The organism is Roseateles sp. L2-2, assembly GCF_050613215.1.
Lineage (GTDB): Bacteria > Pseudomonadota > Gammaproteobacteria > Burkholderiales > Burkholderiaceae_C > Roseateles > Roseateles noduli.
Map to the genome: position 1 here is coordinate 328646 of NZ_CP192509.1, position 15246 is coordinate 343891.

Annotated in this window: 16 protein-coding genes; 8 read left to right on the plus strand and 8 right to left on the minus strand. The window is 68.2% G+C overall.

The features are described 5' to 3' along the window. Positions 1–159 precede the first annotated feature (159 nt). Entirely contained in the window at positions 160–1866 is a 1707-nt protein-coding gene (locus ACQZ13_RS01560; RefSeq protein WP_431049541.1) for a MutS-related protein, read from the plus strand. Here the strand turns inward: ACQZ13_RS01560 and ACQZ13_RS01565 are convergent. After that, positions 1758–3227, minus strand: a complete 1470-nt coding sequence (locus ACQZ13_RS01565) for a sodium:solute symporter (RefSeq protein WP_431049542.1) — start codon at positions 3225–3227, stop codon at positions 1758–1760. The two genes, ACQZ13_RS01560 and ACQZ13_RS01565, sit on opposite strands and share 109 nt — an antisense overlap. 135 nt (positions 3228–3362) lie before the next feature. Between ACQZ13_RS01565 and ACQZ13_RS01570 the strand changes: the two genes are divergently transcribed. From ACQZ13_RS01570 to ACQZ13_RS01585, 4 genes are all read left to right on the plus strand, one after another. Beyond that, positions 3363–3995 (plus strand): LysE family transporter, encoded by a 633-nt coding sequence (locus ACQZ13_RS01570; protein WP_431049543.1) that lies wholly within the window; start codon positions 3363–3365, stop codon positions 3993–3995. A 145-nt stretch (positions 3996–4140) separates the two neighbouring features. Continuing rightward, complete coding sequence (locus ACQZ13_RS01575; protein ID WP_431049544.1) at positions 4141–5025, plus strand: DMT family transporter; 885 nt, start codon at positions 4141–4143, stop codon at positions 5023–5025. A 187-nt stretch (positions 5026–5212) separates the two neighbouring features. Beyond that, positions 5213–5509: a type II toxin-antitoxin system MqsR family toxin gene (locus ACQZ13_RS01580; RefSeq protein ID WP_431049545.1), complete on the plus strand. Its 297-nt coding sequence runs from the start codon at positions 5213–5215 to the stop codon at positions 5507–5509. A 1-nt stretch (position 5510) separates the two neighbouring features. Beyond that, on the plus strand, positions 5511–5909 hold the full coding sequence (locus ACQZ13_RS01585) for a type II TA system antitoxin MqsA family protein (protein ID WP_421035536.1): 399 nt from the start codon (positions 5511–5513) through the stop codon (positions 5907–5909). Here the strand turns inward: ACQZ13_RS01585 and ACQZ13_RS01590 are convergent. The 5 genes from ACQZ13_RS01590 to alr form a co-directional block, all read right to left on the minus strand. Further along, the gene (locus tag ACQZ13_RS01590; protein ID WP_431049546.1) at positions 5899–6768 is read right to left on the minus strand and encodes a PEP-CTERM sorting domain-containing protein; all 870 of its coding nucleotides are present in this window, start codon (positions 6766–6768) and stop codon (positions 5899–5901) included. The genes ACQZ13_RS01585 and ACQZ13_RS01590 overlap by 11 nt on opposite strands. A 54-nt stretch (positions 6769–6822) precedes the next feature. Further along, on the minus strand, positions 6823–7674 hold the full coding sequence (locus tag ACQZ13_RS01595) for a PEP-CTERM sorting domain-containing protein (RefSeq protein WP_431049547.1): 852 nt from the start codon (positions 7672–7674) through the stop codon (positions 6823–6825). Positions 7675–7783: 109 nt separating this feature from the next. Further along, a complete protein-coding gene (locus ACQZ13_RS01600) occupies positions 7784–8551 on the minus strand; it encodes a hypothetical protein (protein WP_431049548.1) in 768 nt (255 codons plus the stop codon). Positions 8552–8585: 34 nt separating this feature from the next. After that, positions 8586–8993 carry an alternative ribosome rescue aminoacyl-tRNA hydrolase ArfB gene (gene arfB / locus ACQZ13_RS01605; protein WP_088405699.1) on the minus strand — a complete coding sequence of 136 codons (408 nt, stop codon included), beginning with the start codon at positions 8991–8993 and terminating at the stop codon, positions 8586–8588. A gap of 45 nt (positions 8994–9038) precedes the next feature. Continuing rightward, complete coding sequence (alr, locus tag ACQZ13_RS01610) at positions 9039–10142, minus strand: alanine racemase (protein WP_431049549.1); 1104 nt, start codon at positions 10140–10142, stop codon at positions 9039–9041. 231 nt (positions 10143–10373) lie between these two features. Between alr and lplT the strand changes: the two genes are divergently transcribed. Beyond that, positions 10374–11651 carry a lysophospholipid transporter LplT gene (gene lplT / locus ACQZ13_RS01615; RefSeq protein WP_088405701.1) on the plus strand — a complete coding sequence of 426 codons (1278 nt, stop codon included), beginning with the start codon at positions 10374–10376 and terminating at the stop codon, positions 11649–11651. A gap of 239 nt (positions 11652–11890) precedes the next feature. Here the strand turns inward: lplT and ACQZ13_RS01620 are convergent, their stop codons facing one another. Further along, on the minus strand, positions 11891–12832 hold the full coding sequence (locus ACQZ13_RS01620; protein WP_431049550.1) for a hypothetical protein: 942 nt from the start codon (positions 12830–12832) through the stop codon (positions 11891–11893). 262 nt (positions 12833–13094) lie between these two features. Between ACQZ13_RS01620 and ACQZ13_RS01625 the strand changes: the two genes are divergently transcribed. After that, positions 13095–13955 (plus strand): EamA family transporter, encoded by an 861-nt coding sequence (locus ACQZ13_RS01625; protein WP_431049551.1) that lies wholly within the window; start codon positions 13095–13097, stop codon positions 13953–13955. 87 nt (positions 13956–14042) lie between these two features. Further along, positions 14043–14540 carry a glutathione peroxidase gene (locus tag ACQZ13_RS01630; RefSeq protein ID WP_431049552.1) on the plus strand — a complete coding sequence of 166 codons (498 nt, stop codon included), beginning with the start codon at positions 14043–14045 and terminating at the stop codon, positions 14538–14540. Positions 14541–14585: 45 nt separating this feature from the next. Here the strand turns inward: ACQZ13_RS01630 and ACQZ13_RS01635 are convergent, their stop codons facing one another. After that, a complete protein-coding gene (locus ACQZ13_RS01635) occupies positions 14586–15158 on the minus strand; it encodes a Crp/Fnr family transcriptional regulator (protein ID WP_431049553.1) in 573 nt (190 codons plus the stop codon). Positions 15159–15246 lie beyond the last annotated feature (88 nt).

Below are 15246 nucleotides of genomic sequence, written 5' to 3' on the forward strand. Positions count from 1 at the left end.
TAGCGGGCGAGGGTCAGTCCGCCGCTGCGGAACGCTCGATCCTGCCCATCGGAGAACGCGAACGAGCACCTGTGGGATGACCGCCCGCGGATCGTGAAACACTGTCTGAACAGTCCGGCTGACTGACCGCTGGAGCCCTCACATGCAGACCAACGACCGATGACCCTGCCTCACATCGCCCTCGTTTCGGGACGGTTCAAGAGAATCCGGGCCGTCTTCTCGGAATCGTTCGCCAATGCGCGTCCGCACTCGATGTCTTACGACTGGTTTTCGGAGAGCGAGGTGGCCAGCCTCGACCGCGCGAAGGACGTCGACGCGCCGGAGCACGTCGACGACCAGTCGTGGCGGGACCTGGACATGCCGGCGTACCTCAGGCGCATCGGCCAGCGGGCCAGCCTGTGCGCCCGCCAGGCGACCTATCGGCGCCTCAGGCGGGGGGCGATCGCCCCGGGTGTCGTCGCCGACCTGCTCCAGGAGCATTCCCCTGCTGAACTCACCGCGTTGATCGAACCCGCCGGACCGATCCGGGAGGCCCTGCGCTGCGCCAGCGACGACATCACGCCGCATCTGTTCCACGGCGCCAGGATCGTCACTCCGGGCTGGGCCGAGCGTCTATGGCTGGCGCCCTGGGGACTGGCGCTCGTCTGGACCTTGCAGTGGCTGTTCGCCTGGCCCGCGACCGTCGGGATCGGTGCGACGCTGGCCTACGTGGGTCTCGTCGGCTTCGTGCAGATTCGGCTGTTCCCGCGCCTCCAGGAATGGAAGAAGCTGCGTGCCGGGCTGCTGCTGGTTCTCGCGTCGGCCCGATCGCTCGGAGAACTGGGCGTCACCCGCCGCGGCCGCCTGTACGGGGCGCTGACAGATGATCTGGCCGAGACGGATCGGCTCGCCGCGCTGATCTCGGGGCGTCTGTATGACCGCTTCGCGGCGATCGCGGAATACGCCAACCTGCTGGCGATGAGCGAGTACGCGACGCTGCGCGCGTCAGTGGAACGGTTCGAATCCGCCCTCCCGTCGCTGCGCCGGGTCTATGAGCGAGTGGCGGAATGCGAGGCGGATCTGTGCTTCCTTGAGCACGCTCTCTCCGCTGGCCAGCTCTGCGTCGCCAGGCTGGAGACGGACGGGGGTGTCGTCTTCACGGATCTGAAGAGTCCGCTCTTCGACGACTGCCAGCCGCTCAGCCTCCGGATGAGCGACAAGAGCCTGCTGCTCAGCGGGCAGAACGGCATCGGGAAGAGCACGCTGCTCCGGGCCGTCGGTATCAATCTGCTGGTCGCGCGCGCCTTCGGCGTCTGCTATGCCACCCAGGCGCGGGTGCCTCCGGTGACCGTCTGGGTGAGCATCGAGAACAAGGATTCGATCGAGGACAGCCAGAGCCTCTACATGGCCGAGTTGCTTCGCGCCGAAACCCTGGTCAAGGTCGCCGAGGCTGCTGGAAAAAAGGCCTTCTTCATCATCGACGAGGTCTTCCGCGGCACCAACAACATCGAATCCGTGGCGGCCGGGGCCGCAGTGCTGCAGCACCTTGCCGCGCATGCGCGTGTCGTTGTCACCTCCCACAACCTCGCGCTGGGGAAGATCCTGCGGCGAAGCTATCGGCCGCTCCATCTGGTCAGGACACAGGGCAAGGGGCTGATCCTCGAAGACGGGCTGCTGCCCGACACCAACGGGATCGCACTGATGGGCCGCTACGACTTTCCGCCGTCCGTCCTGCGGGAGGCGGACCGGGTGCGGGCCTGGTATGCCGACTACGTCCTTCAGCCCGGCGACTTCCCGCTGGAGGACGGCGCGGGCCGCGAGCCGACCCACAGCCCCCCAAAGGTCAGCGCGGCATTCACCAGCAGCAGCTCCAACCCCATCCGGTAGTCCCCGAAGAGGGTGGCCTGGTGGGCGTCGATCACCCAGCAAAGCGCCGGCGCCGCCAGCGCGACCCACGGCAGCACGCCGGCGCGCAGGGTCCGCGTCGTCAGGATGCCGAAGGCGAACAGTCCCAGCAGCGGGCCGTAGGTGTAGCCCGCCAGCTTCAGGATCAGGGAGACCATGCTCGGATCGTCCAGCCAGCGGAATCCCAGCGTCAGCAGCAGGAACACCAGCGCGTAGCCGAGGTGCACCGCCTTGCGGACGCGACGCTTGCGGGCCTCGTCCCAGTCGCGGCGTTCCTGCAGGCCGATCAGGTCGATGCAGGTGCTGGACGTCAGCGCGGTGATGGCGCCGTCGGCGCTCGGGAACAGCGCCGAGATCAGCGCGACCACGAAGATCAGCTGCACCCAGGCCGGCAGGTGGCCCATCACCACGGCGGGGAAGAGCCGGTCGCCGTGGGCGCTGATGTCCTGCTGCTGCGCGTACATCGTCAGCAGGCCGCCGAGGAACAGGAACAGCAGCACGACGACGGTCATGATGGCCGCCATCACCATCATGTTCTTCTGCGCGTCGGCCAGGCGCTTGACCGAGATGTTCTTCTGCATCATCTCCTGGTCCAGGCCCGTCATCGTGACGGCGATGGCCGCGCCGGCGAGCAGTTGCTTGGCCCAGTGCGAGGCGCTCATCGGATCGGTGACGAAGACGTCGGCGAGGCCGGCCGCGCGCATCGTCGACCAGCCGGAGGCCAGGTCCAGGCCCAGCGCGTGGAGCAGGAACACCACGCAGATCACCAGGCCGCCCAGCATGCCGGTGGTCTGGAGGGTGTCGGTCCAGACGATGGTCTTGACGCCGCCCTCCAGCGTGTAGAGCAGGATCATCACGAGCACCAGCAGCGCGCTGAGCCAGAACGGCATGCCGAACTGGGCCAGCACCAGGTCCTGCAGGATGCGCACGACGAGGTAGAGGCGGGCGGTCGCGCCCAGGGTGCGGGACAGGATGAAGAAGCCGGCGCCGGTGCGGTGGGCGGCGACGCCCAGGCGGGTGCCGAGGTAACGGTAGATGGAGCTCAGGTTGAGCCGGTAGTAGAGCGGCAGCAGCACGAAGGCCACGACGGCGTAGCCGGCGAACTGGCCGATCATGATCTGGAAGTAGCTGAACGCGCCGGCGCCGACCGAGCCCGGCACGCTGATGAAGGTCACCCCGGAGAGCGAGGTGCCTATCATCCCGAAGGCGACCAGGCCCCAGTGGCTGTTGCGGTTGCCGATGAAGAAGCTGTCGTTGTCGGCGCGGCGCGAGGTCCACCACGCCACCGCCAGCAGCAGCGAGAAGTAGGCGACGACGACGGCAAGCAGGACGGAGGCGGACATGGCGCGGGATTATTGGAGCGCCGCGGCGGCGGCGGCATTCCGAATGTGGCAGCAGGCATAACTCCGGCTATTCCCTGACCTTCGTCGGTCGGAAGGCGGCGTGCTACAACCTCGGCTCCGTTGAAGGAGTCGATCATGGAGTTGTCAGTCTGGCTGGGGTTTTTCGCGGCCTCCTGGGCCATCAGCCTGTCCCCGGGCGCGGGCGCCATCGCGGCGATGAGCGCGGGACTGAATCACGGCTTCCAGCGCGGCTACTTCATGACGATGGGCCTGATCCTCGGCATCCTGACGCAGATCGTGGTGGTCGGCGCCGGGCTGGGCGCGCTGATCGCGGCGTCCGAACAGGCCTTCGCGGTGGTCAAGTGGGCCGGCGTGGCCTACCTGGTGTACCTGGGCATCCAGCAGTGGCGCTCGCCGGCCAAGCCGCTGGTGGCTGAACAGGCGGAAAGCAAGCAGGTCTCGCGTCGCGACCTGGTGCTGCGCGGCTGGGGCATCAACGCGGTGAACCCCAAGGGCACGGTCTTCCTGCTGGCGGTGGTGCCGCAGTTCCTGAACCTGCACCACAGCCTGACCCAGCAGTACGCGGTGATCGGCGCGACGCTGGCCTTCACCGACGCCGTCGTGATGGCCGGCTACACGCTGCTGGCCGCCCGTGTGCTGCGGGCGCTGAAGTCGGAATCGCACCTGAAGGCGATGAACCGGATCTTCGGATCGCTGTTCGTCGGCGCCGGCGCCTTGCTGGCGACCTTCAAGAAGGCCGCCGACTGAGGTCGACGGCCAGTTCATCCCGGTGACACCCGCCAGGGCGTCGCCACCCACGGAAGGCCGCCCCCACAGGGCGGCCTCGTCGTTTCCACCGGACCGCTGAATGCCTCTGCGCACGGGCGGCCGGTACAGATCGCCGCCGCACATCATGTCCACCGTTTCCGACCGCTGGTTGTTCTGGGGCCCGACGCTGATCTGGGCCAGCACGTGGCACGTGATCCTCTACCAGCTCGCCTCTGGCGTGCCGGTGCTCAATTCCGTCGGCTGGCGCTTCGGCCTGGCGGCGCTGATGCTGGCTGGTTTCGCGCGCTGGCAGAAGCTGTCGCTGAAGCTGCCCTGGTCGGCGCACGGGCTGATGCTGGCGACGGGGATCGTGCAGTACAGCGGCAACTACTTCTCCGTCTACGAGGCGGAGCGTCACATCCCCAGCGGACTGGTCGCGGTGCTGTTCTGCCTGATGGTGTTCGGCAACGCGCTGTCGGGGCGGATCTTCTTCGCCCAGCGGGTGACGGGGCGTTTCCTGGCGGCGTCGGCGGGCGCGGTGGCGGGCGTGGTGCTGATCTTCTGGCCGGAGATCGCCTCGACGGGCGCCCGCCCGACGGCGGCCTACGGCCTGGCGATCGGCCTCGCGGCGGTGCTGGCCGCCTGCATCGGCAACGTGCTGACGCTGACCCTGACCCGCCGCGGCCTCGCGCTGGTGCCGGTGCTGGCCTGGAGCATGGGCTACGGCGCGGTGTTCCTGCTGGCGACGTCGGTGGTGTCGGGGCAGGGCCTGAACTTCGCGTGGACGCCGGCCTATGTGTTCAGCCTGCTGTACCTGGCGGTGTTCGGCTCGGTGTTCGCCTTCGTCCTGTACTTCAAGCTGGCGCAGCGTCAAGGAACGGCACGCGCGGCGCTGACCGGCGTGGTGATCCCGGTCATCGCGCTGGGGATCTCGGCGATCTTCGAAGGCTGGCGACCCACGCTGCTGGCGCTCGCCGGCATGGTGCTGTGCCTGGGCAGCATCTATGTGGCGACACGGCCGCAGCGGTGAGCGGCACGTCGTTTCCGGTTCGCACTCTCTCCCTGAGCTCTTGCTGATGGGCTCCCACTGAGGCGGGAACCGGGGTCGAGTCTTGCGTAATAGCAAGGTCGCCCGCTTCATTCGATCAGACGCTTCGTCCTCGATGACGGAGCGCCACTTGAGCAATTCCGTCGTTAACCAACTAGGTTAATATTCGATGGAAAAGCACAAGGCACATTACCCACTCAGCACGGTCAAGCAGTTGGTCTCCCAAGGCCGTATTCGAGCGACGCTCTCGGCGTCCCTGGGAGCGGAAGCGTTGGGCTTCGACGAAGAGGCAAGGGTCGGGGTGGTCCTGGCGTTGAGCCAGGGAGACTTCTACAAGAGCATGACCACGTATCACGACCATCGAGAGTGGCAAGACGTCTATCGGCCCACGACATCACGAGGTCGGCTCTATCTCAAACTCACCGTGGTGGAGGAGGTTGTGCTTGTTTCGTTCAAGGAGCTGTGAGATGAAATGTCCGGCTTGCGGATTCGCGAAGACGGTGCACGACACCCGTGATATCGAACATGTCTACAAAGGCATGTCCACGACCATCCCCGCAGTGACCGGAGACTTCTGCCCAGTCTGCGATGAGGTGACGATGAGCATGGACGAATCAGGTCGCGTCATGCGCGCTGTGCGGGCGTTCTCCAAGCAGGTGAACGCCACGCAGGTCGATCCGTCGTTCATCGCGGAGGTCCGCAAGAGGCTTGCGCTGGATCAACGCGAAGCCGGAGAAATCTTCGGCGGTGGCGTGAACGCCTTCTCCCGCTACGAGACCGGCAAGACGCAGCCGCCGCTCGCGTTGATCAAGCTGCTGCGGCTGCTCGACCGCCACCCGGATCTGCTGGAAGAGATCAGGACTTGATCGCTCCTGCCGCGCGGCGACGCCGAGCCGCGAATCCGACCGCTGCCACGCCGGCCAGCATCAGCGCGTAGGTCGACGGCTCAGGGACCGCCGCGGTGATCTCGGTGATCGACACGAGGCGGCCGCTGCCGTCGATGCGAACGCCGCTGTACAGGCCATCGGTCGAGTACAACGTGTCGAACCATTGCAGCTGGACGCAGGTCAGGCAGGTCGTGCCCTGCTTCAACATGTCCAGGTAGTAGGAAAGCGGTTCGAGGTCGTCATGGTTGTCGACCGTACCGCCGCTGAAGGGTGTGCTTCCGCTGAGTGTGACGTAGGTCTGGTAGCCGGCGCCGGACGCATCGAGCCAGAGCTCGGAACTGGACAGGCCCCAGCCCTCGGAGGATCGGATCACCTGCTGGGTGTCGCTCCAGACGCGGACGTTACGACTCCGGGTCGCCGAGGTGAAGACCTGATGAGTCACGCCTGCGGCGCCGTCGAAGGGGTTCGGCGAGGCGGAGGGCAGGGCGGGGACCTGGGACGCCTTGGCGTCGCCCGTCGCCCAATTGGCATACCGCTGGGTGGCCGACCACGAGTCGACGCCGCGGCCCGAGATCGGATCGGTCGAAGCGACGTGCGAGGTGAACAGGTTGGACCGCCCCGGAGACGCCCCGATCTCGAAGGTGAAACTCATCGAGAAGGGTTGGCGCTGGACGTTCAAGTCCTGCACGAAACCGTCGCAGTCGGACGATTCCTGCGGGCAGTCGACGGTCTTGCTGCCGATGATCAGGCTGCCCTCGAAGTCGACCTTGTAGGTCGTCGCCATCGCCATCTGGCTGAGACCTGCGCTCAGCGCGACGGCGATCCACTGCTTCTTCATGGTGTTCTCCCTCTCGTTGTGATCAATGCGCGGGTCGCGCTGCGACGACGTTCGTCAGGCCGACTTGCGACGGCGCGCAGCAAAGCCGAGCACTGCCACGCCGGCCAGCATCAGCGCATAGGTCGACGGCTCCGGCACCACGGCCGCGCTCAGGTCACGCACGCTCATCGCGGTGACCGTGCCCCAGTACTCGACGCTCCGGCCGCCCTGGGTGTTGCTGCCCAGACCCATGTAGACCGCGTTCTCGCAGCCGACGCATCCGAGGCTCCGGCGCAGCAGGTCCATGTACTGGCCGGTCGTGAAGCTCTCGCCGATGTTGTCCGGCGTCACGTTGAACGGCTGCCAGCCGAAGAACCCCAGTTGCTCGGAGAACTCTGCACCGGTCGCGTCCGCCCAGGTCTGGAACTGATTCAGGCCCCAGGATTCCTGGCGCCGTTCAGTGCCGGTCTCTCCCGGATAGCTATCGATCCTCCGTTGTCGCGTGGCCTCCTGAACGAGCGTGACGCTGCCCGCAGGCCTGTCAAAACGCGCCCATTCATACAGTTCTTCCGGCGCCAGGGCTGCAGCGGGCGCAGTCTGCCGATACGTGAACCCCATGGTCTGCGAAGCCATGTCCGTCCAGATCGGGCGCCCGCCGACGTCTGTGGAGTCAAAGCCGATCACCGATGCGTTGTTCATGCCGGCGTCCTTGCCGATCTCGAACACCATCGTGCGGGTGAAGCTCAGCGGCGCGATCGCTGTCTCGGTGTACTGGCCCGGATGGGCGCATCCCGCGGTGCAGTTTTCATAGGAAAGGTTCAGCGTGCCGCTGAACGTGACCTCGATGCGCTCGGCCCTCGCCGAGGTCGCGCCCACACCGGCGATGGTCGCCAGGGCGAGCGTCAGCCCGACCATCTTCTTGTTCATGGAAATCCTTCTCCCTGCGGGCGGAATTCTCTCCATGTCAGCTTTGCAAAGCGCCGCGCAGCCCCCTCGAATGGAGGGGGTCGCAACGATCCCTTACCTCTTCAGCGCGTCACTTCACCCAACCGATTTCCGCAGCGGTCTGCGGACCGACGAGCGTCTCGCTGAGACCCGCGGGGACCCGCAGTTCCCCCTCCCGGACCGGGACGCGGCCGGCCATCAGCTCAGCCGCCGTCTGCGGGTAGCGCGGTTCCTGCCGCGGCGCCGCATAACCTTCCGGGAAGACCGGCGCCAGCGTCGCCCGGTCGTACTTGTCGCTCGCGCCGAAGGTGTGCAGCGCCTCGTGCGCGATGACCACCTCGTTCTGCGCCTGCTGCGACTTCATCGCGAACAGGTGCACCAGGCCGAGCCGGCCCTTCTCCAGCCCGATGGAGTGCGGCAGCGCGCCGGCGAAGTCCGGCGGGTGGTACATCAGGAAGAGCTTCACGTCCGGCACCGGCGAGCTCGGCGGCGTCGAGCGCCACGCCCACCAGCGCATGCGCAGGCTCCAGGAGATCGCCGACAGCGGCCCCGCGTCGCGCGGCGGCGCCGGCGGCACGACGCGGACCCGGCCGCCGAGCACGATGCGCATCGGCTCCGACAGGCTCACGCCGTAGCGCGCCGCCTCCTGCTGGAAGTAGGGCGCCAGCCCCGCGAAGGCGGCGGCGTCCAGCCGCTCCAGATAGAGATCGGTCACTGCGTCGCCCGACGCGTTGATCGGATAGAGCGTCACGACCTGCGGCCGCTTCCAGGATTGCGCCTGCCAGCGGCCGATCAGCGTCGTGCCCGCCACCGTCACCAGGATCCCGAGCAGGATCAGGATGCGGAATGCCTTGAACATGGGGTCTCCCTCGAAAGTCGTCGTGTCCGGGCGGTCAGTCGCCGCGGACCTTGCCGCGCCCGGCCTTGATGTCGCCGCGCTGGCTCTTGGCCTCCAGGCGGCGTTTCTGCGATCCGTAGGTCGGCTTGGTCGCCCGGCGCGCCTTGGGCGTGTGCGCCACGCTCTGCGCCAGGGCGATCAGCCGGGCGACGGCGTCGGCACGGTTCTGCTCCTGGCTGCGCGACTCCTGCGCCTTGATCACCACGACGCCTTCGGCCGTGATGCGCTGGTCGCTGAGCGCCAGCAGGCGTTCCTTGATCAGCGCCGGCAGCGTCGAGCGCCGGATGTCGAAACGCAGGTGCACCGCGCTGCTGACCTTGTTGACGTTCTGGCCGCCCGGACCGCTGGCCCGGATCGCGGAGATCTCCAGCTCCCAGTCGGCCGGCGTCCAGTCCAGATGCATGACGCCGACGCAGGCAGTCCGAGGCGTAAGCCGACGCGCCGGGCCTCAGCCCAGCGTCTCGACGTGCACCGGCACGCGCTTGGTCACCGCGCACATCAGCTCGTAGCCGATCGTGCCGGCCGAGCGCGCCACCTCGTCGATCGGCAGCACCGAGCCGTGCGGGCCCTGGCCCCAGAGCGTGACCTCGCTGCCGATGCCCTCGTTCGGCAGATCGCTCAGGTCCACCGCCAGCATGTCCATCGAGACACGTCCGATGGTCGCGCTGCGCCGGCCGCCGACCAGCACCGGCGTGCCGTGCGCGGCGTGGCGCGGGTAGCCGTCCGCGTAGCCGCAGGCCACCGTGCCGATGCGCATCTCGCGCTGGGCGACGAAGCTGCTGCCGTACCCGACGCTGTCGCCTTCCTTGAGCTGCTGCACCGCCAGCACCTTGGCGCGCAAGGTCATCGTCGGCTTCAGGTCCCAGTGGGTGATGTCGTGTTCCGGGAAGTCCGGCGCGCTGCCGTAGGTCATGATCCCCGAGCGCACCCAGTCGGCCCGCACTTCCGTGTCCTGGCTGTGGCGCAGGATCGCCGCGCTGTTGCTCAGCGTGCGCGCGCCCGGCAGGTCGGCCGTCGCCTCCTTGAAGACGGCGGTCTGGTGCGCGATGCCGCGCGGGCCGTCGGCGTCCGAGAAATGCGTCATCAGCGAGATCTCGTCCACCTGCGGCAGCGCGTTCAGCCGCGTCCAGGCGCCGCGGAACGCGCTCGGCGTGAAACCCAGCCGGTTCATGCCGCTGTTGAGCTTCAGGAACACCCGGTGCGGCTCGTGCGTCTTGTGCATCGCCAGCCAGTCGACCTGCTGCTCGTGATGCACCGCGTGCCAGAGCTTCAGCCGCGAGCACAGTTCCAGGTCGCGCGCTTCGAAGCAGCCTTCCAGCAGCAGGATCGGGCCGCGCCAGCCCAGGTCGCGCACGCGCTGGGCTTCGTCCAGGTCCAGCAGGGCGAAGCCGTCGGCGCTGCGCAGCGCGTCGAACGCGCGCTCGATGCCGTGGCCGTAGGCGTTGGCCTTCACGACCGCGAACACCTGCGCGTCGGGCGCGCAGGCGCGGGCCCGGGCGATGTTGTGAGCCAGCGCGGGCTGGTGGACGAGGGCTTCGATCGGACGCGGCATGGGTCGCCATTGTGCCGCGCCATGAACGGCTTCACGCCCTCGACCGGCGCGTCGGGGGACCCCGCCCGATCGCGGGGGGATCACGGAAAAGCGGTGTCGGATAGCACAGAGACACTGTCCCGTGAAGCGCTGTTACGAAAACGAGCGCGTGCTATAAACCCGCCGCAGCGCTGCCCTTTCCCCACCCCGTGGACCCAGCGTGATCACCGCAGTTCCAGGTATGCCGGGTCGATGAAAAAAGGCTTCTACACCATCATGTCAGCGCAGTTCTTCAGCTCGCTGGCTGATAACGCGCTGTTCGTGGCCGCCGTTGAACTGCTCCGCACCAGCGGTGCCGCCGAGTGGCAGCGCGCCGCGCTGGTGCCGATGTTCGCGCTGTTCTATGTCGTGCTCGCGCCCTTCGTCGGAGCCTTCGCGGACGCGGTGCCCAAAGGCAAGGTCATGTTCATCTCCAACACCATCAAGGTATTGGGATGCCTGAGCATGCTGGTGGGGGTGCACCCGCTGATCGCCTACGCGATCGTCGGCCTGGGCGCCGCCGCCTACTCGCCGGCCAAGTACGGCATCCTGACCGAGCTCCTCCCGCCGTCGCAGCTGGTCAAGGCCAACGGCTGGATCGAGGGGCTGACCATCGCCTCCATCATCCTGGGCGCCGTGTTCGGCGGACAGCTGATCGGCGACAAGGCCTCGGCCTGGCTGCTGGCCATCGACATCCCCTACATCGACACCGGCATCGACACCGCGCCCGAGGCCGCCATCGCCTTCATGGTGGTGCTGTACTTCATCGCGGCGCTCTTCAACCTGCGCATCCCGCGCACGGATTCGCCGCTGCAGCCGATCTCGCACAACGCGACCGACCTGGTGCGCGAGTTCGCCGCCTGCAACTCGCGGCTGTGGCAGGACAAGCTGGGCCAGATCTCGCTGGGCATGACCACGCTGTTCTGGGGCGTGTCCGGCAACATGCGCTACATCGTCTTCGCCTGGGCGGCGGCGGCGCTGAGCTACGGCACGACGCAGGCGTCCGCGCTGGCGGGCGTGGTGGCGATCGGGACCGCCGTCGGCGCGATCGTGGCCTCCGCGGTCGTGCGGCTGGACAAGGCCACCAGCGTCATCCCGCTGGGCATCGGCCTGGGCCTGCTGATGCTGGTGCTGAACTTCATCAACAACCTGTGGGTGGCGATCCCGTTCCTGATCCTGCTGGGCGGCATCGGCGGCTACCTGGTCGTGCCGATGAACGCGCTGCTGCAGCATCGCGGCCACAACCTGATGGGCGCGGGCCGTTCCATCGCCGTGCAGAACTTCAACGAGCAGGCGTGCATCCTGGGCCTGGGCGCGCTGTACACGATGCTGACCCGCTTCGGCACCTCGGCCTTCGGCTCGATCACCATCCTCGGCCTGCTGGTCGCCGGCACGATGTGGGTGGTCGGCCGCTGGCACGAGCACAACAAGCGCCAGCATCCGGAAGAGCTGGAACGGCTGCTCGCGATCGCACGCAGCGACAAGCACTGAGCGGACCTTCCGCAGAAACGACGACGGCCCCGCGCGGGGCCGTTTTCTTTTGGGCTGCTCTTTCTGACTGCCGAGGCCGCTGGCCCTCACCCCCACCCTCTCCCGCAAGCGGGAGAGGGAGTCCGACCGGCGCCCTTCGCACGCTGCTTCCGCTGGCGCGAGGCTCACTTCTTACTCCCTCTCCCGCTTGCGGGAGAGGGCAGGGGTGAGGGCCAGCGGCGGTGGCAGTGCGGAAGCCTTCAGCGCCGCGCGCGTCCCCGTCCCGTCGGCGGTGCCGCGACGATGATGCCGCCGGTGGTCAGCACCTGGTCGATGTGCTCCGACCAGGCCCGCCCTATCTTCAGGCAGCCGCTGTGGTTGAGGTGGATCTCGTTGTGCCAGTCGCCGCTGATGCCGCTGGCACCCGGCGTCGCCGCGGCCAGCGGCACGGCGGTCGAGTCGAACACGAACAGCCCGGGGAACTGCTCCTTGTCCGCCATCAGCGTCTTCAGCAGCAGCGACAGGTGCATCACCATCAACCGGCTGACGGCGGCCCAGTCGGCCGCCGGGATCGCATAGGCCTTCAGCGCCGGATACAGCCACGGACCGTGTCCGGCATCCTCCGCGCCGGCCGGGCGCGGCATCGGCACGGCATAGCAGTGCATGAACACCGGCTTGCCCGCCGACGGCCCCTGGTCGCGCAGCGTCAGCAGGTGGCGCAGGTTGGCCTTCAGGTACTCGGCGTACGTGGCCCAACCCGGTTCCGAGAAATAGCGGCCGACGCCCGCGGACGGCGGGCCCCATTCGGTCTGGTTGCGCAGCAGGCGCAGGTGCAGCGGCACCTCGACGCCGTCGATCTGCGTCGGCGTCTGTGCCGCCTTGATCAGGTCGTTCCCGCCGACGGACATCAGGATGCCGTCCCAGACCGGCGCGTCCGGCGCGGTGAGCAGGCGGACGAAGTCGGGTGAAGACGCCAGTTCGACGACCTTGGACAGGCTCTCGCGCTGTCCGGCGCAGTTGATCGCGACGGCGGCCTTGGTCAGCACCAGTTCCTGGAGCAGGTTCGCATGCGCACTGAGCTTGGCCTGGGCGGTCGAAAACCAGGAGTCCCCTTGAGCCAGCAGGCGCCAGTGATAGCTCTGCAGGTCGGGCCCGGGCTTGGACTGCAAATCCTCGGGGGCAAAACAGGCCAGGTGATCCAAGAAGCTCTCCCTACTTTGGTGGACGGGTCACACGCGACAGGGTAGGCCGCGTGCATGACAGGCGCACGGCGCCCCGATTGGAGGTCAGGGTCAGTCCTTGCGCCATGCTACAAACCCTGGGCATTGTTGGCCGGTCCGCAGGCCGGTTCCAAGCCCTGTCGGGGGGGACTGTTGCACAAGCCCCACCCCTTGTGCGCATCTCCCGTGCGCCCTGTCCCTTCCTCTGTCCCTCCCTCTGTCGCCTTCCGTCGCCGGTTCCCGAATGCCGATCCTCGCCCTGATGCTCAACGCCACCATCTGGGGGCTTTCCTGGTGGCCGTTCCGGCAGTTCGAGGGGGCCGGCATGCACCCCCTGTGGACCACCGTGATCCTGTACGTCCTGTCCCTGGTCGTCGTGCTGGCCAGCCAGCGCGGCGCCATGGCGGAATGGTTGCGATCCCCCGGCCTGTGGGTGGTCACGCTGGCCGCCGGGATGACCAACACCGCGTTCAACTGGGGCGTCTCCACCGGCGACGTGGTGCGGGTCGTGCTCCTGTTCTATCTCATGCCGCTGTGGGCCGTGCTGCTGGCGCGGCTGGTCCTGGGCGAGCCGCTCACCGTGTCGGCCGGTCTGCGCATCGCCCTGGCGCTGGGCGGCGCGCTGGCGGTGCTGGCGCCGGCGGACGGCGGCTGGCCGCTGCCGTCCAGCCTGGCGGACGTGCTGGGGCTGGTCGGCGGCATGACCTTCGCGTTCAACAACGTGATGCTGCGCCGCGAGGCCGCCCGCAGCCCCGGCGCCCGGGCGCTGGCCATGTTCGCCGGCGGCGTGCTGGTGGCGGGCCTGTCCGCCTCGGCCATGGCCGGCCAGGGCCTCGCGCCGTGGCCGTCGCTGCCCGGCGCGGCCTGGCTGCTGCCGCTGGCGGGGATGGCGCTGCTGTTCTTCATCTCCAACCTGTCGCTGCAATACGGGGCGGCGCGCCTGCCGGCCAACGTCACGGCGGTGGTCATGCTCACGGAGGTGCCGGTCGCCGCGATCTCGGCGCTGCTGCTGGGCGGCGGCTCCCTGGACGGCAAGACGGCCGTCGGCGGCGCGGCCATCCTGGCTGCGGCGATGCTGGCGGCGCTGGAGCGGCGTCGCGCCTGAACCCTGGCGCCGCGCTAGGATGCACGCTGGTCCACCTGGACCGCGACGGGCTCCGGGCCGTCACCAGGATCACGAGGAGGTCCCCCCATGAGCGACAACGGCAAGACTGCCTTCGACTTCGACGCCGTCAGCATCGCCGGTGAGCCGGTCGAGCTGTCCCAATACCGCGGCCGCGTGCTGCTGGTCGTCAACACCGCCAGCGAGTGCGGCTTCACGCCGCAATTCAAGGGTCTCGAGGACCTGTGGCGCGACTTCCAGGCCCGCGGGCTGGTGGTCGTCGGTTTCCCGAGCAACGAATTCGGCGGCCAGGACCCTGGCAGCAACGAGGAGATCTCGTCGTTCTGCCAGCTGAACTACGGCGTGAGCTTCCCGATGATGGCCAAGGTCAAGGTCAACGGCGGGGAAGCGCACCCGCTGTGGCAATGGCTCAAGGGCGAGAAGCCCGGCATCCTGGGCACGCAGGCGATCAAGTGGAACTTCACCAAGTTCCTGGTCGGCCGCGACGGACAGGTGCTGAAGCGCTTCGCGCCGAACGATGCCCCCGCCGCCATCCGCGGCGAGATCGAGGCGGCGCTGGCCGAGTGACGCCCGCCGCCATGGCCGCCGACGCGGCCATGGTCGTCATGAACGTCATGGCCGGAGCGCGATCCGGCCGTAGCGCAGCCGCAGACGGCCTTCGTCCTGCCCGGCACGCAGCAGCTGGTTGATCGTCTGACGCGACAGGTGCGCGAGCTGCGCCAGCTCCGCCTGTGTCGCCTGCAGTTCCCGCCAGCCGTCGGCATCCGGCGGTCCGGCGCGCTCGTTGACCAACTGGCGCAGCGCGACCGTGAGGCGCTCCGACGCGCTCAGGTGCCGCGCCGCTTCCAGCAGCTTCAGGTTGCCCTCGAAGCGTTGCGCGAACTCCCGCATCAAGGCCCGCGCGAAGCCCGGCCAGTCGTCCATCAGCACGCGGTAGGCGGGCTCGCCGATGACCCGCACGCGGCTGTCCGACACGGCCGCCGCCTCGTAGCGCGAGGGCTTGCCGCTGATGAACGCCGCCAGCCCGAACAGCCGCGGCGCGCGCACGTGCTCCAGCACCGACATCCGGCCGTCGAGCGCAGCGAAGCGGGCTTCGATCTCGCCGTCCTCCACCATGTAGAACGCGGTCGGCGTCTGACCTTGGGCGAACAGCACCCGGCCCGCCGGGAGCCGGCGCGCCGGCATCAGGGCCTCCAGTCGCAGTCCTGGCGCGGCCGGCGGCGCAAGGTCGGGGAAGTTGGCGCAAAGGGCCTGGACGACAGAGGGGGTGGGC